The 21,898-nt window shown below is 74.6% G+C and carries 19 protein-coding genes; 7 read left to right on the forward strand and 12 right to left on the reverse strand.

The genetic code is table 11. The features are described 5' to 3' along the window. Positions 1-37: 37 nt before the first annotated feature. Positions 38-1,603, reverse strand: coding sequence for a CoA-acylating methylmalonate-semialdehyde dehydrogenase (locus ACWPWV_RS19100; protein ID WP_454044606.1), 1,566 nt, complete (start codon positions 1,601-1,603; stop codon positions 38-40). A 256-nt stretch (positions 1,604-1,859) separates the two neighbouring features. On the opposite strand from ACWPWV_RS19100, the gene ACWPWV_RS19105 reads away from it, so the two are divergent. Further along, positions 1,860-4,007, forward strand: coding sequence for an endonuclease/exonuclease/phosphatase family protein (locus ACWPWV_RS19105; RefSeq protein ID WP_454044460.1), 2,148 nt, complete (start codon positions 1,860-1,862; stop codon positions 4,005-4,007). A gap of 38 nt (positions 4,008-4,045) precedes the next feature. Further along, positions 4,046-4,519 carry a hypothetical protein gene (locus ACWPWV_RS19110; protein ID WP_454044461.1) on the forward strand — a complete coding sequence of 158 codons (474 nt, stop codon included), beginning with the start codon at positions 4,046-4,048 and terminating at the stop codon, positions 4,517-4,519. 18 nt (positions 4,520-4,537) lie between these two features. Here the strand turns inward: ACWPWV_RS19110 and ACWPWV_RS19115 are convergent, their stop codons facing one another. Next, complete coding sequence (locus tag ACWPWV_RS19115) at positions 4,538-5,989, reverse strand: NAD(P)H-quinone dehydrogenase (protein WP_454044462.1); 1,452 nt, start codon at positions 5,987-5,989, stop codon at positions 4,538-4,540. A gap of 129 nt (positions 5,990-6,118) precedes the next feature. Here ACWPWV_RS19115 and ACWPWV_RS19120 point away from each other — a divergent pair, with 129 nt between their 5' ends. The 5 genes from ACWPWV_RS19120 to ACWPWV_RS19140 all read left to right on the forward strand — a co-directional run bounded on the left by ACWPWV_RS19120 (position 6,119) and on the right by ACWPWV_RS19140 (position 12,399). Next, the gene (locus ACWPWV_RS19120; RefSeq protein ID WP_454044463.1) at positions 6,119-6,970 is read left to right on the forward strand and encodes a purine-nucleoside phosphorylase; all 852 of its coding nucleotides are present in this window, start codon (positions 6,119-6,121) and stop codon (positions 6,968-6,970) included. 1 nt (position 6,971) lies between these two features. Continuing rightward, the gene (locus ACWPWV_RS19125; protein WP_454044464.1) at positions 6,972-8,828 is read left to right on the forward strand and encodes a phospho-sugar mutase; all 1,857 of its coding nucleotides are present in this window, start codon (positions 6,972-6,974) and stop codon (positions 8,826-8,828) included. 61 nt (positions 8,829-8,889) lie between these two features. Continuing rightward, positions 8,890-9,951 carry a deoxyribose-phosphate aldolase gene (deoC, locus tag ACWPWV_RS19130; protein WP_454044465.1) on the forward strand — a complete coding sequence of 354 codons (1,062 nt, stop codon included), beginning with the start codon at positions 8,890-8,892 and terminating at the stop codon, positions 9,949-9,951. Positions 9,952-9,976: 25 nt separating this feature from the next. Continuing rightward, positions 9,977-11,461 carry an aldehyde dehydrogenase family protein gene (locus ACWPWV_RS19135; protein WP_454044466.1) on the forward strand — a complete coding sequence of 495 codons (1,485 nt, stop codon included), beginning with the start codon at positions 9,977-9,979 and terminating at the stop codon, positions 11,459-11,461. Continuing rightward, a complete protein-coding gene (locus ACWPWV_RS19140; protein WP_454044467.1) occupies positions 11,461-12,399 on the forward strand; it encodes an aldehyde dehydrogenase family protein in 939 nt (312 codons plus the stop codon). The genes ACWPWV_RS19135 and ACWPWV_RS19140 overlap by 1 nt, the downstream gene beginning before the upstream one ends. Positions 12,400-12,480: 81 nt before the next feature. On the opposite strand, the gene ACWPWV_RS19145 is transcribed toward ACWPWV_RS19140, so the two are convergent. From ACWPWV_RS19145 to ACWPWV_RS19190, 10 genes are all read right to left on the reverse strand, one after another. Further along, on the reverse strand, positions 12,481-13,611 hold the full coding sequence (locus ACWPWV_RS19145; protein WP_454044468.1) for an adenosine deaminase: 1,131 nt from the start codon (positions 13,609-13,611) through the stop codon (positions 12,481-12,483). 83 nt (positions 13,612-13,694) lie between these two features. Further along, on the reverse strand, positions 13,695-13,934 hold the full coding sequence (locus ACWPWV_RS19150) for a hypothetical protein (RefSeq protein ID WP_454044469.1): 240 nt from the start codon (positions 13,932-13,934) through the stop codon (positions 13,695-13,697). Positions 13,935-14,019: 85 nt separating this feature from the next. Next, positions 14,020-14,946, reverse strand: coding sequence for a hypothetical protein (locus ACWPWV_RS19155; protein WP_454044470.1), 927 nt, complete (start codon positions 14,944-14,946; stop codon positions 14,020-14,022). Then, a complete protein-coding gene (locus ACWPWV_RS19160; RefSeq protein WP_454044471.1) occupies positions 14,943-15,269 on the reverse strand; it encodes a DUF202 domain-containing protein in 327 nt (108 codons plus the stop codon). Before ACWPWV_RS19160 ends, ACWPWV_RS19155 begins: the two co-directional genes overlap by 4 nt. Further along, a complete protein-coding gene (locus ACWPWV_RS19165; protein ID WP_454044472.1) occupies positions 15,266-15,724 on the reverse strand; it encodes a YidH family protein in 459 nt (152 codons plus the stop codon). Before ACWPWV_RS19165 ends, ACWPWV_RS19160 begins: the two co-directional genes overlap by 4 nt. Before the next feature lie 2 nt (positions 15,725-15,726). Then, positions 15,727-17,061 carry a thymidine phosphorylase gene (locus ACWPWV_RS19170; RefSeq protein WP_454044607.1) on the reverse strand — a complete coding sequence of 445 codons (1,335 nt, stop codon included), beginning with the start codon at positions 17,059-17,061 and terminating at the stop codon, positions 15,727-15,729. Between the two features lie 17 nt (positions 17,062-17,078). Continuing rightward, positions 17,079-17,552 carry a cytidine deaminase gene (locus tag ACWPWV_RS19175; RefSeq protein WP_454044473.1) on the reverse strand — a complete coding sequence of 158 codons (474 nt, stop codon included), beginning with the start codon at positions 17,550-17,552 and terminating at the stop codon, positions 17,079-17,081. 7 nt (positions 17,553-17,559) lie between these two features. After that, entirely contained in the window at positions 17,560-18,867 is a 1,308-nt protein-coding gene (locus ACWPWV_RS19180; protein ID WP_454044474.1) for an ABC transporter permease, read from the reverse strand. Then, entirely contained in the window at positions 18,864-20,189 is a 1,326-nt protein-coding gene (locus ACWPWV_RS19185; protein ID WP_454044475.1) for an ABC transporter permease, read from the reverse strand. Before ACWPWV_RS19185 ends, ACWPWV_RS19180 begins: the two co-directional genes overlap by 4 nt. Then, the gene (locus ACWPWV_RS19190) at positions 20,186-21,787 is read right to left on the reverse strand and encodes an ABC transporter ATP-binding protein (RefSeq protein ID WP_454044476.1); all 1,602 of its coding nucleotides are present in this window, start codon (positions 21,785-21,787) and stop codon (positions 20,186-20,188) included. The genes ACWPWV_RS19185 and ACWPWV_RS19190 overlap by 4 nt, the downstream gene beginning before the upstream one ends. Between the last annotated feature and the right edge of the window lie 111 nt (positions 21,788-21,898).

Consider the following 21,898-nt stretch of genomic DNA (forward strand, 5'->3'; position numbering starts at 1 on the left):
ACCGTGGCTGGTGGGTGGTTGCTCGACCGCCGTCCCGTCACCGCGTCCGCGGGAAGCCGAGGTCCACGGCGGACGTCGCCGGGTCGGGCCAGCGCGTCGTGACGACCTTCGTGCGCGTGTAGAACTGGACGCTCTCGGGTCCGTAGACGTGCAGGTCGCCGAACAGCGAGCTCTTCCACCCGCCGAACGAGTAGTAGCCGACGGGGACCGGGATGGGGACGTTCACGCCGATCATCCCGGCGCGCGCGTCGACCGCGAACGCGCGTGCGGCGCCGCCGTCGCGCGTGAAGACCGCCGCGCCGTTGCCGTACGGGTTGTCGTTCACGAGTCCCACGGCCTCGTCGTAGGTGTCGGCGCGGACGACGGACAGCACGGGCCCGAAGATCTCCTCGCGGTAGACCGTGTGCTCGGGTCGCACGTGGTCCACGAGCGTCGGACGGAGGAAGAAGCCCGCCGTCAGGTCGGCGGCGCCCGGCGTTCCGTCACGGGCGGAGCCCGGCCCGGGACGACCGTCGACGACGAGCGTCGCCCCCTCGGCCTCGGCCGTCGCCACCCGGGCGGCGACGCGGTCGCGGTGCTCGGCGGTGATGAGCGGGCCCATCTGCGACGCCGGGTCGTCCCCCGGCCCGACGACGAGGCGCCCCACCCGCTCCCGGATCGCCTCGACGAGGGGGTCGGCCACGGCGCCGACCGCGACGAGCACCGAGACGGCCATGCACCGCTCGCCCGCCGAGCCGTACGCCGCGGAGACGGCCGCGTCGGCGGCGACGTCCACGTCGGCGTCGGGGAGGACGACCATGTGGTTCTTCGCGCCGCCGAGCGCCTGGACCCGCTTGCCGTGCCGCGACGCGGTCTCGTAGACGTACCGCGCGACCGGCGTCGACCCGACGAAGCTCACGGCCTCGACGTCGGGGTGCTCGAGCAGCCGCTCGACGGCGACGCGGTCGCCCTGCACGACGTTCACCACGCCGTCGGGCAGCCCCGCCTCCTGGAGCAGCCGGGCGACGACGAGCGACGCCGACGGGTCGCGCTCGCTCGGCTTGAGCACGACCGTGTTCCCGCACGCGATCGCGTTCGGGATCATCCACAGCGGCACCATCGCCGGGAAGTTGAACGGCGTGACGCACGCGACGACCCCGAGGGGCTGCTTCACCTCGTGCACGTCCACGCCCGCGGACGCCTGCTCGGTGTACCCGCCCTTGAGGAGCTGGCCGATGCCGCACGCGAACTCCACGCACTCGAGCGCGCGGGCCACCTCGCCCGCGGCGTCGGAGAGCACCTTCCCGTGCTCGGCGCTCACGACCGCCGCGATCTCCTCCCGGTGCTCCACGAGGAGCTGGTGGAACGCGAAGAGGATCTCGACGCGGCGCGAGACGCTCGTCGCGCGCCATGCCGGGAACGCCTCGCGGGCAGCCGACACGGCGGCGTCGACGTCCTCCGCGGACGCGAGCGCGACGCGGCCCGAGACGGTGCCGCGCGCGGGGTCGTGCACCGGGGCGTGCCGGTCGGCGTCCGTGCGCAGCGTGCCGCCGACCCAGTGCCCGACGACGGGAGGCGTCCCGGGCGCGCCGGCGGGCCGGGTGCCGGTCCCGTCGCGGTCCACGGCCGTGCTGTCCGGCGCGGCGGGGATCCTCGCGCCCCTCCTCGCGTTCGTGGCGCTCGTGGCGTTCGTGGCGCCCAGCGTCCGGGTCGTGCGGTCCACGTCTCCTCCTCGCGCGCCGAGGTGGCGGCGCGCCGTCGCAGCCGATCTCCCAGTGTGGCACGGATCACATCCCGGCACCGGGCGGCACGAGCGCCACGGCGGGCGGGCGCCGGTACGGACGTCGCGGGCCCACCGGGCGCCCGGTACCTTCGGACCCGTGAGCGCGACGCCGCAGGCTCCCCCCACCCCCACCGATGACACCTCGGGCACGCCGGTGCCACCGGCCCGGCCGGACCGGGACCCTCGTCGCGCCGTCCTCGTCCTGCTCGTCCTCGTGACCGCGCTCGTCGTCGAGCTGGTCCGGTCGAGCGGTCCCCTCCTCGACCACGCGTTCGCCGCGGGGATCTCGACCGTCGCGCTCACGGCCCTCGCGACCTACTCCGCGCCGGGCCTCCTCGTCGTGATGATCGCCGCCCGGCTCGAGATCACGGGCAGGGTCGTGCTGCTCGCGGTCGCCGCCCTCGTCGTCGCGCGGCTCGCGCTCCAGGGCCTCGGCACCGCGATCGCCGGGGGCGCGGACCTCGGGCTCGTGCGCTACGGCGTCGGGCTCGCGACCGTCGCCCTGGGGATCGCCGCGCTCGTGGTCGTCGCCGCGTTCGCGAGCGGCACCCGGCCCCGGCCGCCTGGGGGCCCCCTCCCCGACCACCCTCCGGCGAGCGGCCGCGCGCGCGGCGGTCTCGTCGCTCTCGGCGTGACGCTCGGCGCCCTGCTCGCCGCGGCGCTCAGCGCGGTCCTCGGCACGTGGGACGCCTACTGGCGCAGCGGGTTCCTCGCCTGGGCCCTCACGGTCGCGGTCGGTCTCGGGGCGCTCGCGTGCGCGTGGGTCGCGCGGGACCGCGCCGCGTGGCCCGGCGCCCGGGGGCTCTGGCTGCTCGGCCCGTTCCTCGCGCTGGTCGTGCAGGCGCTCGCGAACCCGGCCTTCGTCGCCTCGCAGTCCGGCGTCGCGCTCGCCCCGGCGGTCGCGGCGCTCGCCGCCGCCGCGCTCGTGACGGCCTGGGCGGTGCCGTGGCTCGTGCGTGTCGCCCGGGGCGACCGGGGCGCCGGGCGGCTCGTCGCCGTCTGGGGGCCACCGGTGCTGCTCGTCGGTGGCGTCGCGGTGACGTTCCTCGCCGTCCCGCGCCTCGACGGACCGGGCACCGTCGGAGGCTGGGCACTCGTCGTGCTCCTCACGCTCCTCGTGCCCGCCGCCGCGGCCACCCTCGCGCTGTGCCTCGACCGCCCGGCGCGCGACGTCACCTGGCTGCGCCTCGCGGGCGCTGCCACATTCGCGGGGCTGGGTGTCGCGCTCCCGGTCCTCGGCTACCAGATCGACTACGACGTGCCGCTCCCGTTCCGCAACGGGTGGGTGCCCGTCGGTGCCGCCGCGGTGCTCGCGGTCGTCGCCGTCGTCACCGCGCACCGCACGGCGCGCGCCGTGGGTGCCCCTGGTACCGCGGCCCCGCCGAGTACGGCGACCCCGCCGACCGCGGCGGCCACGGTGAACAGGGACCGCGTCACGCTCGTCGCCGTCGCGGGAGCCGTCGCCGTGCTCGCGCTCGTCGGGACGGCACAGGTCCTCACGCCGACGTCCGGCGCCACCGCGGACCGCGAGCCCGGGCTCCTGCGCGTGCTCGACTGGAACCTGCACTACGGCGTGAGCGCCGACCCCTCGGTACGGCTCGACGAGGTCGTGGCGACGATCGAGGGCTCGGGCGCGGACGTCGTGGCGCTCCAGGAGGTCTCGCGCGGCTGGGTCCTCGGCGGCGGCGCCGACATGGCGGCCCACCTGGCGCGCGAGACCGGCATGCGGTTCGTCGCGGCGCCCGCGGCCGACCGGCAGTTCGTCAACGTCCTCCTCTGGGACCCCGCGCTGGGCGACCTCGTCGACGTCGAGCGCCACGCGCTCCCCTTCGGCGCCGGCCCGCAGCAGCGGTCCGCGCTCTCCGCGACCGTGGACGCCGGTGGCGTGCCGCTGCGCGTCACGTCGGTCCATCTCCAGCACCGCGAGGACAACACGCCGACGCGTCTCGACCAGCTCGACGCGCTCCTCGCCGCCGAGCCGGTGGAGGGCGCGTACGTCCTGGCCGGCGACCTCAACGCCGAACCGCGGTGGGAGGAGATCGCGCTCCTCGAGGACCAGGGGCTGGAGAGCGGGCAGGACGCCGCGGGCGACCCGGCCGACCTCACGTCGCCGGCGGTCGCCCCGGCGCACCGCATCGACTGGGTGTTCGGCTCCCCGCCGGTGACGTTCCGGTCGTTCGAGGTGCTCGACGACACGGCGTCCGACCACCGTCCGCTGCTCACCGAGATCCGCGCGACGGGCTGACGACCGCGAGCCGGACCGGCGCGGGTTAGGGTCGGCGGATGCGCATCGAGCTGAGCGTGACCGAGGCCGTCGAGCTGGCGCGCGCGTCCGGGGCGCTGCCCCCGTTCGTGCGGTCGGTGACCGGCGAGGGCGACGACGTGCGCGTCGTCGTGGACCTGCGGGAGGTGCCGGACCCGCCGTCGGCCCTGCGCCTGGCGACGCGCCTCGTCCCGGTCGTCCGCGGGACGCTGCACGTCGAGTCGTTCGTCGCGGGGACCGCGGTCGTCGCCGTCGAGGCGAGCGCCGCCGGGCTCCCCGCGCACAAGCTGCTGGGCCTGGCCGAGGGCCCCCTCCAGGGCGCGCTCCGGTCGAAGGGACTGCCGGCCGACGCGGTCCGCGTGCTGCCCGACGCCCGGCTGGCGATCGACGTGCAGGCGCTCCTCGCGGCCGGCCTCGCCGGGACGCTCCCGGGTCTCGAGATCACCGATCTCGCCTTCGCCGACGGCACGCTGCGGGCCGCGGCCAGGCTGTAGCGCCGACGACCCGGGCGCTCAGTCCTGCCGGTGGTGCAGCATGCGCGCCACCTCGGCGATCGACCCCGAGAGCGACGGGTACACCGTGAAGGCGGACGCGACGTCGTCGACCGTCAGCCGGTGGGACACCGCGAGCGTGATGGGGAAGATCAGCTCGCTCGCCCGCGGCGCGACGACGACGCCGCCGAGCACGACCCCCGCCTCGGGGTGCGCGAAGAGCTTGACGAAGCCGTCGCGCATGCCGAGCATCTTCGCGCGCGGGTTGCGCGCGAGCGGGAGCGTGGTCGTGACGTACTTGCTGCTCTGCGCCTTGAGCTGCTCCTCGCTGTACCCCACGGTCGCGATCTCGGGAGCGGTGAAGATGTTCGCCGCGACCGTGCGGAGCTTGATCGGCGCGACCGCGTCGCCGAGCGCGTGCGACATCGCGACGCGCCCCTGCATCGCCGCGACCGACGCGAGGGGCAGGACGCCCGTGCAGTCGCCCGCCGCGTAGACCCCGCGCACCGACGTGCGCGAGACCTTGTCGACCTCGACGTGCCCGCTCGGGGCCAGGCGCACCCCGGCCTCCTCCAGCCCGATCCCCCGCGTCGAGGGGACCGACCCGACCGCGAGCAGCACGTGCGAGCCGGCGATCACGCGGCCGTCGGAGAGCGTGACCTCGACGCCGTCCGCCGTGCGGGTCGCGGACTCGGCCCGCGAGCGCGACATGACCGTCATGCCCCGCGACCGGAAGACGCCCTCGAGCAGCTCGCCGGCGTCGGCGTCCTCGCCCGGGAGCACGCGGTCGCGGCTGGACACGAGCACGACGTCCGAGCCGAGCGCGTTGTACGCGCCGGCGAACTCGGCGCCCGTGACGCCGGAGCCGACGACGATCAGGCGCTCGGGCAGCTCCGTGAGGCGGTAGAGCTGCGTCCACGTGAGGATGCGCTCGCCGTCGGGCTGCGCGGTGGGCAGCGTGCGCGGCGTGGAGCCCAGCGCGAGGAGGACGACATCGGCGTCCAGGGTGCGGTCCCCGCCGGCACCGTCGCCGCTCTCGACCACGACGCGCGACGGACCGTCGAGCCGGCCGGCCCCCGTGACCACGCGCACGCCCTCGCGCTCGAGGCGCGCCCGGATGTCCGCGGACTGCGCCGCCGCGAGCGCCATGACGCGCGTGTTGACGGCGTCGAGGTCGACGATGTGGCGGCGCATCGCGGGGTGCTGCGCCTTGGCCGTGTCGACCGGGAGGCGGATGCCGAGGTCGGCGGCACGCTCGGCGATCGTCATCCAGTCGGCGGTCGCGATGAGGGTCTTCGACGGGACGACGTCCGTGAGGACGGCCGCGCCGCCCATGCCCTGGCGCTCGACGACCGTGACGTCGCCCCCGAGGCGGCGCGCGACGAGAGCCGCCTCGTAACCGCCGGGACCACCTCCCACGACGACGATCCGGGTGGCCTGACGGTCGAGGGTCTCGTGGGTCACGCGGCCCATTCTGTCAGGCTGCGCGCCCTGCCCGTGTCACGATGCGAGACGACCGGCCGGCGCGACGCGTCCCCGCCGTGGGCGGCCGGGGCGTCGCACCCCAGGTCGGCGCAGCGCCGGAGGACTAGCCTTGCCACCATGACGACGACGCCTGCGAGCACACCCTCGCTCGACGACCCGAGCACCGATCCCTTCGTCGTGGCGCGGGCCGCCGCGGACCACATCGCCGAGGCGACCGGGGTCGACGGCCACGACATGGCGCTCGTGCTCGGCTCGGGCTGGGGCGGCGCCGCGGAGCTCCTGGGCGACGTCGTCGCCGAGATCCCCACCGCCGAGATCCCCGGCTTCACCGCGACCGCGGTCGCGGGCCACCTGTCCGTGACGCGCTCGATCCGGGTCGAGCGCACGGACGGCTCCGTGCGCCACGCCCTCGTCATCGGCTCGCGCACGCACCTGTACGAGGGCAAGGGCGTGCGCGCCGTCGTGCACGGCGTCCGGACCGCCGCGGCGACCGGCGCGGAGACCCTGGTCCTCACGAACGGCTGCGGCGGCCTGAACACCGACTGGGCCGCGGGGACGCCCGTCCTGCTCTCCGACCACCTCAACCTCACGGGCCGGAGCCCGCTCGAGGGACCGACGTTCGTGGACCTCACCGACGTGTACTCCCCGCGCCTGCGCGAGCTCGCGCGCCGCGTGGACCCGAGCCTCGCCGAGGGCGTCTACGCGCAGTTCCCCGGGCCGCACTACGAGACCCCGGCCGAGGTCCGCATGGCGCGGGCGGTCGGCGCCGACCTCGTCGGCATGTCGACCACGATCGAGGCCATCGCCGCGCGGCACTGCGGCCTCGACGTCCTCGGCATCTCGCTCGTGACGAACCTCGCGGCGGGCATCAGCCCGACGCCGCTCTCCCACGCGGAGGTCATCGAGGCCGGCCAGGCCGCGGGACCCCGCATCAGCGCCCTCCTGGCCGACATCGCGAAGCTGGTGTGACATGACCGAGCGTGCCACGTCCCCGCGGGGGACGACGTCCCGGGCCCGGGTGCCCGCCGACGCCACGGACGACCCGTCGTTCGACCCGGGATCCGTCCACGCCGCGTTCCTCGAGCGCGTCGCCGCCTGGATCGACGACGACGTCGACGCGGGCGACCAGGCCGACCTGCGCCACCTGCTCGACCTCGCCGACTCCCCGGACCCGCGCAAGCACGACGTGCGCCGTGCGGCGCTCGCCGAGCTGCGCGACCGGTTCTCCGGCCCGCTGGAGTTCGGCACGGCCGGCCTGCGCGGAGCGATGGCGGCCGGGCCGCACCGCATGAACCGGGCGGTCGTCGTGCGGGCCGCCGCCGGGCTCGGTGCCTACCTCCTCGACGCGCTCGGGGCCGGGTCGCGGCCCCGGGTGGTCGTCGGCTTCGACGCGCGCCACCGCTCGCGCGCGTTCGCCGTGGACACCGCCGCGGTCCTGACCGCCGCCGGTCTCGACGTCTCGCTCCTGCCGAGCGCGCTCCCCACGCCCGTCCTCGCCTTCGCCGTGCGCCACCTCGACGCGGACGCGGGCGTCATGGTCACCGCGAGCCACAACCCTCCCGCGGACAACGGCTACAAGGTCTACCTCGGGGGCCGGGTCGTCACCGACGGGGGTCAGGGCGCGCAGATCGTCCCGCCCCACGACGCGCGCATCGCCGCCGCGATCGACGCCGTGGGTCCGGCCCGCTCGGTGCCCCGCGCCACGGACGGGTGGACCCTGCTCGGGCGGGACCTCGTCCGTGCCTACGCCGCGTCCGTCCTCGCGCTGTCCGACGGCGCCCCGCGCCGGCTCAAGGTCGTCACCACCGCGCTGCACGGGGTGGGCGGCGCCGTCGTGGCGCACGTGCTGCGCGAGGCCGGGTTCACGTCCGTCGTGCCGGTCGAGGAGCAGATGGACCCGGACCCCGACTTCCCGTCGGTGTCGTTCCCGAACCCCGAGGAGCCGGGCGCGATGGACCTCGCGCTCGCGTACGCGCAGGACGCCGGGGCGGACGTGGTGCTCGCCAACGACCCGGACGCGGACCGGTGCGCGGTCGCCGTGTTCGACCCGCGCGTCGGGACCTACCAGGGCGCCGAGACGGCGCGCTCGAACGGCTGGCGCACGCTGCACGGCGACGAGGTGGGCGCGCTGCTCGGCGAGGACGTGGCACGACGGGCGACCGCCTCAGGGGCGGCCGGTGGCGTGCTCGCGTGCTCGGTCGTGTCCTCTCGCCTGCTCTCGCGCATCGCGGCCGCGCACGGCCTGGGCTTCGCGACCACGCTCACGGGGTTCAAGTGGATCAGCCGCGTCGACGGCCTCGTGTTCGGGTACGAGGAGGCGCTCGGCTACTGCGTCGACCCCGCCCACGTCCGCGACAAGGACGGCATCAGCGCCGCCCTGCTCGTCGCGCAGCTCGCCAACCGGCTCAAGGCCGAGGGGCGCACGCTCGTCGACGCGCTCGACGACCTCGCACGGCAGCACGGCCTGCACGTCAGCGACCAGCTCTCCGCGCGGTTCAGCGACCTCGACCGCATCGGCGAGACGATGACGCACCTGCGCTCGACGCCGCCGCGCACCCTCGCGGGCGCGGGCGTGACCGACGTCGCCGACCTCTCCGCGGGGCTCGACGGCCTCCCGCCGACGGACGGCGTGCGCCTCCTCACCGCCGACGGCACGCGCGTCATCGTGCGCCCCAGCGGGACCGAGCCCAAGGTGAAGTGCTACCTCGAGGTCGTGGTCCCGGTCGCCGCGGACGCGTCGCACGACGACCTGACCGCCGCCCGCGCGTTCGCCCGCGAGCGGATCGACCGCGTGAAGGCCGACATGGGCCGCGCGCTCGGCCTGTAGTGCGTCCGTCGGTACGGTGCCGCCCGATCCGCGGCAGCGTACCGACGGGTAACCTGGGGCGATGAGCACCACGACACCGCCGTCGGTCCGGGAGACCGGCCCGGCGGGCTCCGACGCGGCTCCGGCGACCCCGGCACCCGCCGACCGTCCCGCCTCCGCGATCGCCGACCTCGCCCGCTCCGTGACCGGCTCCGCAGCCCTCGACGACACCGGGTGGCGGCGCTACCTGCACGGCCTGCCGGGCGTGGACAAGGTCGGCGCCGACGGCCGCGCCGCGATGCTCGGCACGCGCTCGATCAAGACGACGTCGAAGGCCTGGGCGCTGGACACGATCGTCCGCATGGTCGACCTCACGACGCTCGAGGGGGCCGACACCCCCGGGAAGGTCCGGGCGCTCGCCGCCAAGGCCGTGCGGCCCGAGCCGAACGACCCGACGTGCCCGGCCGCCGCCGCGGTGTGCGTGTACAACGACATGGTGCCCGTGGCGGTCGAGGCGCTCGCCGGGACGGGCGTCAAGGTCGCCGCCGTCTCGACGGCCTTCCCGTCCGGACGCGCGAGCCGTGCGGTGCGCCTCGCGGACACCCGCGAGGCCGTCGAGGCGGGCGCCGACGAGATCGACATGGTCATCGACCGCGGCGCGTTCCTCTCCGGTCGCTACGAGCAGGTCTACGACGACATCGTCGCCGTGCGCGAGGAGTGCCGCGCGAACGGCCACCACGCGCACCTCAAGGTCATCCTCGAGACGGGCGAGCTCGCGACGTACGACAACGTGCGTCGCGCGTCGTGGCTCGCGATGCTCGCGGGCGCGGACTTCATCAAGACGAGCACGGGCAAGGTCTCCCCCGCCGCGACGCTGCCCGTGACGGTCGTCATGCTCGAGGCGGTCCGCGACTTCCTGGCGCTCACGGGCGTCCAGGTCGGCGTCAAGCCCGCGGGCGGCATCAAGACCTCGAAGGACGCGATCAAGTACCTGGTCGCCGTCAACGAGGTCGCCGGCCCCCAGTGGCTCGACCCGGACTGGTTCCGGTTCGGAGCGTCGTCGCTGCTCAACGACGTGCTCATGCAGCGCAACAAGCTCGCCACGGGAACCTACTGGGGTCCCGACTACGTGACCGTCGACTGAGCGGAAGCCCGAGGACAGCATCACCATGACCGCAACCCCCGCACACAGCAGCACGCCCGCCGCCTCGCCGTTCGAGTACGCGCCCGCCCCCGAGTCGCGCGCCGTCGTCGACATCGCGTCGTCGTACGGCCTCTTCATCGACGGCGAGTTCACCCCGGCCTCCGACGACGGCTCCTTCAAGACCGTGAACCCGGCCACCGAGGAGGTGCTCGCCGAGGTGGCGGAGGCCACCGAGGACGACGTCGACCGCGCCGTCCGGGCCGCTCGGCGCGCCCAGGAGACGGTCTGGGGCCCCATGCCCGGGCGCGAGCGCGCCAAGTACCTGTTCCGCATCGCCCGGCTGCTCGCCGAGCGCTCGCGCGAGTTCGCCGTGCTCGAGACGCTCGACAACGGCAAGCCCATCCGGGAGGCGCGCGACGTCGACGTCCCGACGGCCGCCGCCCACTTCTTCTACTACGCGGGCTGGGCGGACAAGCTCGAGCACGCCGGCCACGGGGCCGCCCCTCGCCCGCACGGCGTCGCCGCGCAGGTCATCCCCTGGAACTTCCCGCTGCTCATGCTCGCGTGGAAGATCGCGCCGGCCCTCGCGACGGGCAACACCGTGGTGCTCAAGCCCGCGGAGACGACCCCGCTCACCGCCCTGCTCTTCGCGGACCTCCTGCGCCAGGCGGAGCTGCCGCCCGGCGTCGTGAACATCGTCACCGGGGCCGGTGCCACGGGCGCCGCACTGGTCGGCCACCCGGGCGTCGACAAGGTCGCGTTCACCGGATCCACGGCGGTCGGCAAGCGCATCGCGCAGCAGATCGCCGGGACGCGCAAGCACGCGACGCTCGAGCTCGGCGGCAAGGCCGCGAACATCGTGTTCGACGACGCGCCGGTCGACCAGGCGATCGAGGGCATCGTCAACGGCATCTTCTTCAACCAGGGCCAGGTGTGCTGCGCCGGCTCGCGGCTCCTCGTGCAGGAGTCGATCGCCGAGGAGCTCGTGGAGCGCCTCAAGGTGCGCCTCGGCACGCTGCGCGTGGGCGACCCGATGGACAAGAACACCGACGTGGGCGCCATCAACTCGCCGCAGCAGCTCGCGCGCATCACCGAGCTCGCCGAGGCCGGCGTCGCCGAGGGCGCGACCCGGTGGAGCCCCGCCTGCGACCTCCCCGAGTCCGGGTACTGGTTCGCGCCGACGCTGTTCACCGGCGTCTCCGCCGCGCACCGGATCGCGCGCGAGGAGATCTTCGGCCCCGTCCTCAGCGTCCTGACCTTCCGGACGCCGGCCGAGGCCGTCGCCAAGGCCAACAACACGCCCTACGGGCTCTCCGCCGGGATCTGGACCGAGAAGGGGTCGCGCATCCTCTGGATGGCGGACCGGCTGCGCGCGGGGGTCGTGTGGTCGAACACCTTCAACCGGTTCGACCCGACGAGCCCGTTCGGCGGCTACAAGGAGTCCGGCTACGGCCGCGAGGGCGGCCGGCACGGCCTGGCGTCCTACCTGATCGAGGGGAGCACGTACTGATGGCCCGCACCACCACGAGCGGGGGCAGGACGACGACGCCCGCCGCGCCGGAGCGCCTCGGCGTCCGCAAGACCTACAAGCTCTACGTCGGGGGGAAGTTCCCGCGCAGCGAGTCGGGGCGCACCTACGAGGTCGTCGACGCGAAGGGCCGGTTCCTCGCGAACGTCGCGCAGGGCTCGCGCAAGGACGCGCGCGAGGCCGTCGTGGCCGCGCGCGCCGCGCAGCCCGGCTGGGCCGGCGCGACGGCGTACAACCGCGGGCAGGTGCTCTACCGCGTCGCCGAGGTGCTCGAGGGCCGTCGCGACCAGTTCGTCGCCGAGGTCGCCGCCGGCGAGGGACTGACCGCGCGCCAGGCCGAGCTCGCGGTGTCGGAGGCCATCGACCGCTGGGTCTGGTACGCGGGCTGGACCGACAAGGTCGCCCAGGTCGCGGGCTCCGCGAACCCCGTGGCAGGCCCGTACTTCAACCTGTCGTCGCCCGAGCCGACCGGCGTCGTCGTGGTCCTCGCACCGCAGCGCTCGTCCCTCCTCGGTCTCGTCTCGACGATCGTGCCGCCGCTCGTCACGGGCAACGCCGTGATCGTCGTCGCGAGCGAGGACCGGCCGATCCCGGCCGTCACGCTCTCGGAGGTCCTCGCGACGTCCGACGTGCCGGGTGGTGTTCTCAACGTGCTCACGGGCCGCACGAAGGAGCTGGCTCCCCCGCTCGCGTCGCACCTCGACGTCAACGCGATCGACGTCGGCGGAGCGGTCGGTGCCGACGGCGTGACGTGGGGCGAGCTCGAGGCCGCCGCGGCGGACTCGGTCAAGCGCGTCCTGCGCCCGGCCGTCGACCGCCGCGGGAACGACGCCGAGCCCGACTGGACCGAGTCGCCGCTCCCCCAGCGCATCCTCGCCTACACCGAGATCAAGACGGTCTGGCACCCCAAGGGCATCTGACCCCGCCGAGAACGACCCTGGTGCCGCCATCCGGTGGACGACGGCACCAGGGTCGTTCTCGGCCACGTCCGACCGCGGACCTCAGACCTGCGCGCCCTCGACCAGCTGGTACCCCGGCAGGATGACGTCGTCGACGAGCGCGCGGCGCTCGTCGTGGTGCACGAACGCGCTCCACGCCGCCGTCATGGTGACGTCGGCGAGGTCGTCGACGGTCCACCCCGCGTGCTCGACCAGGAGCGTCATCTCCTGCGTCATGGACGTGCGCGACATGAGGCGGTTGTCGGTGTTGAGCGTGACGGCGAAGTCGAGCTCCTTGAGCCGCGTGATCGGGTGGTCGGCGATCGACGTCGCGGCGCCGGTCTGGACGTTCGACGACGGGCACAGCTCGAGCGGGATCTGGTGGTCACGGACCCAGTGCGCGAGGAGCCCGAGGGCGGCGGTGCCCGTCTCGCCCTCGGCGCTGTGGGGGTGCGCGGGGTCGAACGCGATGTCCTCGACGATCCGGACACCGTGGCCGATGCGGCCGGCCTGGCCCAGGTGGACCGCCTCCGCGATCGACTCGGGGCCTGCGGCCTCGCCCGCGTGGATCGTCACCGGGAAGTTGTTCGTTGCGAGGTAGCGCCAGATCTCGGCGTGCCGCGACGGCGGGAACCCGTCCTCGGCGCCGGCGATGTCGAAGCCGACGACGCCGTTGTCGCGGTTCGCGACGGCGAGCTCCGCGATCTCCTGCCAGCGGTCGGCGTGCCGCATCGCGGTGACGAGCTGACCGACGCGGATCGTCCGGCCCTCCGCCGCGGCCGCCGCGACGCCCTGCTCGATGCCGGCCTGCACGGCGTCGACGGTCTCCTGCAGCGTCAGCCCGCGCTGGAGGTGCTGCTCCGGCGCCCAGCGCTGCTCGGCGTAGACGACGCCGTCGGCGGCGAGGTCGATCACGGCCTCGCGGGCCACGCGCGCGAGCGCCTCGGGGGTCTGCATGACGGCGATCGTGTGGTCGAACGTCTCGAGGTAGCGCACGAGCGACCCGGAGTCCGCGGACTCCGCGAACCAGGTCGCGAGGGACTCGGCGTCGTGGGCGGGCAGCTCGTGGCCGACCTCGGCCGCGAGCTCGAGGATCGTCGCGGGGCGCAGGCCCCCGTCCAGGTGGTCGTGGAGCACGACCTTGGGCAGGGCACGGATGACGTCCGCGGTGAGCGGGCGGTTCTCGGTGGTCATGCGCACACGCTACCGGGCCACGCGCCGGAGCGGGCGGGGTCCCCGTCGTCGGTGCGGGACCTCACCGCCGGACGTCGTCCTCGTCAGGCGTAGTCGTCCTCCTCGCCGGGGACGGCCGACGCCTGCTCGACGACGTCCGCCTCGCTCGCCTCGCCGTCGAGGTCCGGACGCGCCGAGCGGGGGCGGTACTCGTCGGACTCGTGCTCGGGGTCGTCCACGCCCGTGTCGCCGCTCTCGACCTCCTCGACGAGGCTCACCGCGTCCTCGTCCTGCTCGACGAGGCCGGCGTCGCGCCAGGTGTCGTCCCCGGGGACCGTGCTCATGTCGACTCCTTCCGAGAGGCGGGTGGTTCCCGTCCATCCTCACGCCGGTACCGCCCCGTCGCCAGCCCGGTCGGCGCGGCGCCGCTCACCGCGCCGGCAGCAGCGCCCACACGACGTGCGGCCACCCGCCGAGAGCCTTCCGCACGGCGGGAACCTCGACGCCGTCGCCGAGGCGGGCGGCGTCGAGCCGGTGCACCGCGCCCGACGACGGCTCGTAGACCCAGCATCGTCGCGCCGTCGCCGCGTCCGCCGCCACGAGCAGCACGACGTGCCGCGGCACGGCCGCGGCGAAGCCGCCGGAGAGGTCGCCGCCCGTGAACAACGGGACGGGGACCCCGCGGGCCGCCGCGTCGAGCGCCGCGTCCAGCACGGCGGGACCGCCGGCGCCGTCGACGACGCGGTGCGTGAACCGCACGTCCGCGTACCTCGCGGTCCGCGCCGCGCCCCACGGCGGCGTCCCGAGGGCCGGTGGCCACGGCAGGGGCCCCAGCGCGCGTCGGCCCGTGCGGGACTTGACGACCTGCTGGAGGTGGCGCCACCGGCCCTCCGGACCACCCGCCGCGTCGGCCCGGGACACGGTGCCCGCGCCGGGCCCGACGTCCGTGCCGAGCGCCGTGCCCGTGACGAGCCAGAGGGCGAGCACCGGGTCTCCCGCGGCGGCGAGCAGCGCGAGGACCGCGGAGCCGCAGGTCGTCCCGTCGACCTGCCGCGCGAGCGCACCGCCGAGGGTCAGGGGGCGCACGCCCGGACCGCCGGCCCGCGCGAGGGACGGCCCGCGACCGAGCGGGTCGACGACCTCGTCGCGCACGTCGGGCGGCAGACCGGGAAGGACCCGCGCGAGCCGTGCGACCACCGTGTCCGGGTGTCCCGCGCCGCGCGCCCGGTCCAGCGCGCCCGCGACGGTCAGCTGCGTCCCGGGACCGGCGGTGACGGCCTGCGCCCCCGTCGTCGGCGGCCGCTCGCCCACCAGCGACGCGAGGGACGTGAGCCGGAGACCGCCGAGCGCCCTCATGCGGCACCGACCGCCCGGGCGAGCGCCCACGCCGCGCCGATGCCCGCGAGCGCGACGACGAGAGCGACGAGCCGGACGAGGAACGACCACGAGCGCAACCGCCCGCTCGAGGGCAGGCCACCCGTGGGCGGCCGCAGCACGGCGGGCACGAGGGTCAGCACCGCGACCGTGGCGGCCGCCCACACGACGACCCCGTGGCCGCTGCGCAGTCCTGCGGCGCCGAGCAGCAGCGCCCCGACGACGACGCCGAGGACCGAGCGCTGCCAGGCGAGGGCGGTCCGCTCCGGCTGCAGCCCCTCGTCGCGAGCGGGCCGGTCGCTCACGGCAGCGCGCCCGCCTCGCCGAGACCGGCCGCGAGCGAGTAGCCCGCGATGAGCACGGCGAGCAGGACCACCCCGCCGACGAGCACCGGGATGCCGCCCGGTGCGGGCAGCGGCTGTCGCAGCCGCAGCGCGCGCTCGTTGCGCCGCCACGACGCGAGGGCGTACAGGGCGCACGCCGCGCCGACGAGGCACGCGACGGCGGCGACGAGGTCGACGAGCCCCGGCAGGTCCGCGAACGTCGAGAACGACGTGAGCGCGACGCCTCCGGCGACGAGGCCGACGCCCGTGCGGACCCACGCGAGAGCCGTCCGCTCGTTGGCGAGGCTGAACCGCGCGTCGGGCTCGGTCCCGACGCCGTAGACGGACCGCGGCCGCCGGTCGTCGGTCTGACCGTCGTCGCCCGGCTCCCGCCCGGTGCGCGGCTCCGGCGCGCCGCTCGTCCCGGGGCCGGCCACGGTCAGCCGACGCGGTCGAGGACGACGGGTCCGGGCGAGACGTCGGACCCCGGAGGGGCGATCTCCCACGCTCCCTCGAGCGCCTGCACGGCCCGGTCGAACCGGTCGGGCGTGTCGGTGTGGAGGGTCATGAGGTGCTGACCCTTGCGGACGACGTCGCCGGGCTTCGCGAACAGCTCGACCCCTGCTCCCGCCTGCACGACGTCCTCCTTGCGGGCGCGCCCCGCGCCGAGGCGCCACGCGGCGACCCCGACGGCGTAGGCGTCCAGCCGGGACAACACGCCGTCGTGGTCCGCGACCACGTGCTCCCTCTCGCGCGCGACCGGCAGCGGCGCGCGCGAGTCGCCGCCCTGCTCGGCGATCATCTCGCGCCACTTGTCGAGGGCCCGGCCCGCGACGAGGGCGTGGTGGACGTCGTCGGGGTCCTGGGGCCTGCCCGCGGCGGCGAGCATCTCGACGGCGAGGGCGACGGTGAGGTCCACGACGTCCTGAGGGCCGTTGCCCTGCATGACCTCGACCGACTCGCGCACCTCGAGCGCGTTGCCCGCGGTGAGGCCGAGCGGCGTCGACATGTCCGTGAGCAGCGCGACCGTGCGCACGCCGGCGTCGGTCCCGAGGTCGACCATGGTCCGCGCGAGCTCGCGCGCGGACTCGAGGTCCTTCATGAACGCGCCCGACCCGACCTTGACGTCGAGCACGAGCGCGCCGGTCCCCTCGGCGATCTTCTTGCTCATGATGGAGCTCGCGATGAGCGGGACCGACTCGACCGTGCCCGTGACGTCGCGGAGCGCGTACAGGAGCCGGTCCGCGGGCGCGAGCCCGGACCCCGCCTGGCAGATCACGGCGCCGACGTGCTCGAGCGCGTTCATCATCTGCTCGGTGGTCAGCGAGGCGCGCCATCCGCGGATGGACTCGAGCTTGTCGAGCGTCCCGCCCGTGTGGCCGAGGCCCCGCCCGGAGAGCTGGGGCACGGCGACGCCGTACGAGGCGACGAGCGGCGCGAGCGGCAGCGTGATCTTGTCGCCGACGCCGCCGGTGGAGTGCTTGTCGACGGTCGGGCGCGACAGCCCGGCGAAGTCCATGCGCTCGCCCGACGAGATCATCGCCTGCGTCCAGCGCCCGATCTCGGTGCGGTCCATCCCGTTGAGGTAGATCGCCATCGCGAGAGCGGCCATCTGCTCCTCGGCCACGACGCCCCGCGTGTAGGCGTCGATCACCCAGTCGATCTGCGCCCCGTCGAGCAGCTTCCCGTCGCGCTTGGCGCGGATGACGTCGACCGCGTCGAACGGCTCCGGCGCGGGACCGGTCTGCCCCTCGTCCGTCGCGCCACCCTGCACGGCCCCGTCGTCGCTGGTCACGAGCGCTCCTCCAGATCGTCGGGCCCGAACGCGTCGGGCAGCACGTCCCTCATCGTCTTGATACCACGCACGGTGTCGACCAGCAGGTCGGGGCCGCCGTGCTCCCAGAGAAGCTGGCGGCAGCGGCCGCACGGCATGAGCGTGGCCCCCCGGCCGTCGACGCACGCGAACGCCACGAGGCGTCCGCCCCCGCCGCCCACGAGCGCGCTCACGAGCGAGCACTCGGCGCACAGCGTCACGCCGTAGGCGGCGTTCTCGACGTTGCACCCCACGACCACGCGGCCGTCGTCGACGAGCGCCGCCGCCCCGACGGGGAACCCGGAGTACGGCGCGTACGCGCGCGCCATGATCTCGCGGGCGGCGGAGCGCAGGGCTTCCCAGTCGACGGCGGCGTCCCCGTGCCCGACGTCGCCTCTTCCTGGACGACCCTCGTCACCGGGGTGCGTGTCGACGTCGGGCACGTGCGTCATCGGGACCTCACTTCACGTAGGGGATGCCCTCGGCGGCGGGCGGGCGCACCCGGCCCACGAGGCCGGCGACGGCGAAGATCGTCACGACGTACGGCGTCATGAGCATGATCTGGCTGGGGATGGGCGTCCCGACGATCCCGAGCACGACCTGCAGGTTGTCGGAGAACCCGAACAGCAGCGCGGCGATCAGCGCGCCGACGGGGTTCCACCGGCCGAGGATCATCGCGGCGAGGGCGATGAAGCCCTTCCCGCCGGTCATCTCCTTGCCGAAGGCGAGCCCCGCGGCGACGGTGAAGAACGCACCGCCGAGGCCCGCGACGGCGCCGCCGAGGATGGTGTTGCGGACGCGCGTCGCGTTGACCTTGATGCCCACGGTGTCCGCGGCCTTGGGGTGCTCCCCCACGGCACGCAGGCGCAGCCCCCACCGGCTCCGGAAGAGGAAGACCTGGAGCAGGATCACGACGGCGTACATGAGGTACACGAGCAGGGTCTGGCGGAACAGCACGGGGCCGATCACGGGGATCTGCGACAGCACCGGGATCTCGAGGACGGGCAGGGGCGTGCGCGTGTTCCACGTCGCGGAGTCCGCGGTGAGGACGGTCGAGTAGAGGTAGCTCGTGACCCCGACCACCAGCACGTTGAGCACGACGCCGACGATGATCTGGTTGACCCAGTACTTCACGGAGAAGATCACCAGGAGCACGCCCACGAGCGCACCGGCGATCGGCGCGGCGATCAGCCCGGCGTACGCGCTCGAGGTCAGCGACGCCACGACCGCGGCGAGGAACGCCCCGGCGAGGAGCTGGCCCTCGATCGCGATGTTGATGATGCCGACCCGCTCGCACAGCACGCCGGAGAGCGCTCCGAAGACCAGCGGCACGGCGAGGAACAGCGATCCCTGCAGCAGACCCGTGAGCGGGATCGACGACTTGCCGGCGCCGGCCCAGCACAGGAAGGCGAAGACGACCAGCACGCCGAACACGATGGGCAGCCAGACACCCGTCTTGCGACGGTCGCGCGCCGCCCAGAAGGACAGGCCGGCGAGCAGGAGGGCGAGGATCGACAGGAAGAGCGCCGCGCCGCTCGAGCTCACCGTGATGGGCTCGATCTGGAAGAAGTCGTCCGCCGTCGAGAGCCGGAACGTGGTCTCGCGACCGCCGGGGGGCAGGATCGCGAACACGACGAGCGAGATCAGGCCGATGACGGCGTACGCGATCGGCGCACGCCAGCTGATCGGCGGCAGCGGCTTCGCGGTCGACCGCGGCGCGGCGGGCTCGCCGGGCACGGTCGGGGCCGGGGTGGTCGCGGTGCTCATGCGCCGGCCTCCTGCGTCGTCGGTGTGGTCGGGGTCGTCGCGCGGTCGCGCCGGCGTGCGGCCTGCCGCTCGACCCGCGTCGGGCCGCCCGGCGTCGGGAGCCGGAAGATCGCGCGGACCAGCGGCGGGGCGGCGATGAACAGCACGATGAGGGACTGGACGACGAGGACGATGTCGATGGGCGTCCCGGTCCGGGCCTGCATCGCGAACCCGCCCGCGCGGAGCGCACCGAAGAGCAGGCCCGCGAGGACCGTGCCGAGCGGCCGCGACCGGCCGAGCAGGGCGACGGTGATCGCGTCGAAGCCGAAGCTCGCCGCGACGCCCGCCGTGAGGACCTTCTCCGTGCCGAGCACCTGGGCGGCGCCGCCGAGGCCGGCGAGGGCACCGGCGATGGCCATGACCCAGACGGTGACCCACGGGACGGAGATGCCCGCGGTGCGCGCGGCGTGCGGGTTCTCGCCGACGGCGCGGAACCGGAAGCCGAGCGTCGAGCGCTCCATGAGCCACCACACGCCGACGGCGGCCAGGAGGGCGAGCACGAACCCGAGGTGCAGCCGGTAGCCCTCGCCGAGCAGCAGCGGGAAGGTCGCGCTGCCCGGGATGGGCGGGCTGATGGGGTTCGAGCTGCCGGGGCGCTGGAACGCCGTCGTCGTGAGCAGGTAGGCGACGAGGTACACCGCGATGTTGTTGAGCATGATCGTGACGATCACCTCGTGGGCACCCGTGCGTGCCTTGAGCACGCCCGCGATGCCGGCCCAGATCGCACCGCCGAGCGCCGCGGCGAGGACCGCGAGGACCAGGTGCAGACCCGGCGGGAGCGAGAACGTGAAGCCGACGAAGGCGGCGAAGATGCCGCCGAGGATGATCTGCCCCTGGGCGCCGATGTTGAACAGTCCGGCGCGGAAGCCGATGCCGAGGCCCAGCCCCGCAAGGATCAGCGGCACCGAGACGGTCATGGTCTCCGTGAGCGGACGCAGCGCGCGCTGCAGGTCCGTCGCCTGGAAGTTGATCACCGCGCCCTGGAACAGGGCGCTGTAGGCGCCGAACACGGCGTCCCACACGGCCAGGAAGAAGTCGGACGGCTTCGCGAAGAAGTACGTCGCGGCCTCCTGGACCTCCGGGTCGGCGGCGGCGATGAGGACGCCGCCGATCACGAGGGCGGCCACGATCGCGAGGAGCGAGACCAACCAGCTGCTCTCGAGGATCTCGCGCAGGACGCCCTGCCCGGCGGGCCGCTCGGGCTTCGTCACGTCGCTCGGCGGGGCGGGGGTCGGCGGGGCGACGGGCGTCCCCTCGTCCTCCGGGATGGCCTGGTAGGTCACTGGTCCTCCTCCTCGCGCGCGTCGCGCGGGTCGGCGTCGGCCTCGAGGTCGGCCCCACCGAGGGTCGTGTGGTGCGCCGCGGCCTGCGCGACGGCCTCGTCGAGCGGGACGCCGGCCATCATGAGCCCGAGCACGTCGCGGTCCGTGTCCCCGGGGACGACGCCGACCACGCGGCCCCGGTACATGACCGCGATCCGGTCGGCGAGCGCCAGGACCTCGTCGAGCTCGGTCGACACGATGATCACGGGGGTGCCGTTGTCCCGCTCCTGCACGACCCGGCTGTGCACGAACTCGATCGAGCCGACGTCGAGCCCGCGCGTCGGCTGGGACGCGATGAGCAGCCGCAGCGGGCGCGACATCTCGCGCGCGAGCACGACCTTCTGCTGGTTGCCCCCGGAGAGCGTGCCGGCGGGCGCCTCGACCGTCTGGGTGCGCACGTCGAACTCGACGACGCGCTGCTCCGCGTTCGAGCGGATCGCCCCCTTGTTCAGCGCACCGGCGCTCGAGTAGGGCGCGGACGTGAAGAGGTCGAGCACGAGGTTCTCCTCGACGGAGAACGTCCCGATGATGCCGTCGGTGCTGCGGTCCTCGGGCACGTAGCCGACGCCGGCGGCGAGGACGTCGGCGACGCCGCGCCCCACGAGCTCCCGGCCGTCGAGCGTGATGGAGCCGGCGACGGGCCGGCGCAGGCCCACGATCGTCTCGGTGAGCTCGGTCTGGCCGTTGCCCTGCACCCCGGCGACCACGAGGATCTCGCCGCGCGCGACGTCGAGGCTGACGCGGTCGACGACCGGGGTGCCGAGCTCGTCCATCACGGTGAGGTCGGTGACCTGGAAGGTGGCGTCGCCGGGCTCGGCCGGCTCCTTGTCCACGCCGAGCGACACCGAGCGACCCACCATGAGCGACGCGAGCTCGGTCTCGCTGGCGCTCGGGTCCGCGGTGCCGACGACCTTGCCGCGGCGGATGACCGTGATCTTGTCCGCGACCGCGCGGACCTCGCGCAGCTTGTGCGTGATGAAGACGATGGACGTCCCCGCGGCCTTGAGCTGGCGCATGATCGCGATGAGCTCGTCGGTCTCCTGCGGCGTGAGCACCGCGGTGGGCTCGTCGAGGATGAGCACGCGCGCGTCGCGCGAGAGCGCCTTGATGATCTCGACGCGCTGCTGCACGCCGACGGGGATGTCCTCGACCATCGCGTCCGGGTCGACCTCGAAGCCGAACCGGTCGGAGATCTCGCGCACGAGCGTGCGCGCCCGCCGGGCGTCGATGAGCCCCGCGCCCTTGACGGGCTCGTGCCCGAGGGCGACGTTCTCGGCGACCGTGAACACCGGGACGAGCATGAAGTGCTGGTGCACCATGCCGATCCCGGCCGCCATCGCGTCGCCCGGTCCCGTGAAGGTGACCGGGGCGTCGTCGACGAGGATCTCGCCGTCGTCGGGGTCGTAGAGGCCGTAGAGCACGTTCATGAGCGTGCTCTTCCCGGCCCCGTTCTCCCCGAGCAGGGCGTGGATCTCGCCCGGCTCGATGACCAGGTCGATGTGGTCGTTGGCGACCAGGGACCCGAAGACCTTCGTGATCCCGCGCAGCTCCAGCTTCACCGGCCGCCCTCTCTCCGAACAGGGAACTCCATCGAACCGTACTTCCGTCGTCCCGGCGCTTCATCATGACGGTGGCCCGGGCGGGTCCGCCCGGGCCACCGTCCCGTCGTC

It is taken from the genome of Cellulosimicrobium sp. Marseille-Q8652, from assembly GCF_965112045.1.

Coding starts and splice junctions, on each gene's coding strand:
- ACWPWV_RS19110 (WP_454044461.1), top strand. CDS start 4,046: ATGCGCATCGAGCTGAGCGTGACCGAGGCCGTCGAGCTGGCGCGCGCG.
- ACWPWV_RS19120 (WP_454044463.1), top strand. CDS start 6,119: ATGACGACGACGCCTGCGAGCACACCCTCGCTCGACGACCCGAGCACC.
- ACWPWV_RS19155 (WP_454044470.1), bottom strand. CDS start 14,946: ATGAGGGCGCTCGGCGGTCTCCGGCTCACGTCCCTCGCGTCGCTGGTG.
- ACWPWV_RS19175 (WP_454044473.1), bottom strand. CDS start 17,552: ATGACGCACGTGCCCGACGTCGACACGCACCCCGGTGACGAGGGTCGT.
- ACWPWV_RS19140 (WP_454044467.1), top strand. CDS start 11,461: ATGGCCCGCACCACCACGAGCGGGGGCAGGACGACGACGCCCGCCGCG.
- ACWPWV_RS19115 (WP_454044462.1), bottom strand. CDS start 5,989: ATGGGCCGCGTGACCCACGAGACCCTCGACCGTCAGGCCACCCGGATC.
- ACWPWV_RS19180 (WP_454044474.1), bottom strand. CDS start 18,867: ATGAGCACCGCGACCACCCCGGCCCCGACCGTGCCCGGCGAGCCCGCC.
- ACWPWV_RS19150 (WP_454044469.1), bottom strand. CDS start 13,934: ATGAGCACGGTCCCCGGGGACGACACCTGGCGCGACGCCGGCCTCGTC.
- ACWPWV_RS19145 (WP_454044468.1), bottom strand. CDS start 13,611: ATGACCACCGAGAACCGCCCGCTCACCGCGGACGTCATCCGTGCCCTG.
- ACWPWV_RS19125 (WP_454044464.1), top strand. CDS start 6,972: ATGACCGAGCGTGCCACGTCCCCGCGGGGGACGACGTCCCGGGCCCGG.
- ACWPWV_RS19135 (WP_454044466.1), top strand. CDS start 9,977: ATGACCGCAACCCCCGCACACAGCAGCACGCCCGCCGCCTCGCCGTTC.
- deoC (WP_454044465.1), top strand. CDS start 8,890: ATGAGCACCACGACACCGCCGTCGGTCCGGGAGACCGGCCCGGCGGGC.